Origin of the sequence: Psychrobacter sp. TB55-MNA-CIBAN-0194 (assembly GCF_040309505.1) — a bacterium.
Classification (GTDB): domain Bacteria; phylum Pseudomonadota; class Gammaproteobacteria; order Pseudomonadales; family Moraxellaceae; genus Psychrobacter; species Psychrobacter fozii.
The window spans coordinates 1-237 of record NZ_JBEOOW010000772.1; the positions used below are offsets into that span (position 1 = coordinate 1).

At 44.7% G+C, this 237-nt stretch carries 1 protein-coding gene; it reads left to right on the forward strand.

Features of this window, described 5'->3' with window-relative positions; genetic code table 11:
* Positions 1-237: cytochrome c-type biogenesis protein CcmH (locus tag AAEY75_RS17045; RefSeq protein WP_352260364.1), on the forward strand; the 237-nt coding region annotated here is incomplete at both ends.

Below are 237 nucleotides of genomic sequence, written 5' to 3' on the forward strand. Positions count from 1 at the left end.
AAAGCAAAATGTCTATGATTTAATTAAAGATAGACGTAGTGATGCTGAAATACGCGTCTATATGCAAGAGCGCTACGGTGACTTTATTAGCTACAAGCCGCCTATGCGACCCTCACCAGGGATCCTAGGGGTTTTTCCACCACTATTATTGCTCGTCTTAATTATTGGTTGGTTTTGGCAAAGTAAGCGTCGCCAAGTTGTTGCCCGTGGTCAAAGCGGCGTCACAGTGAACAGTAC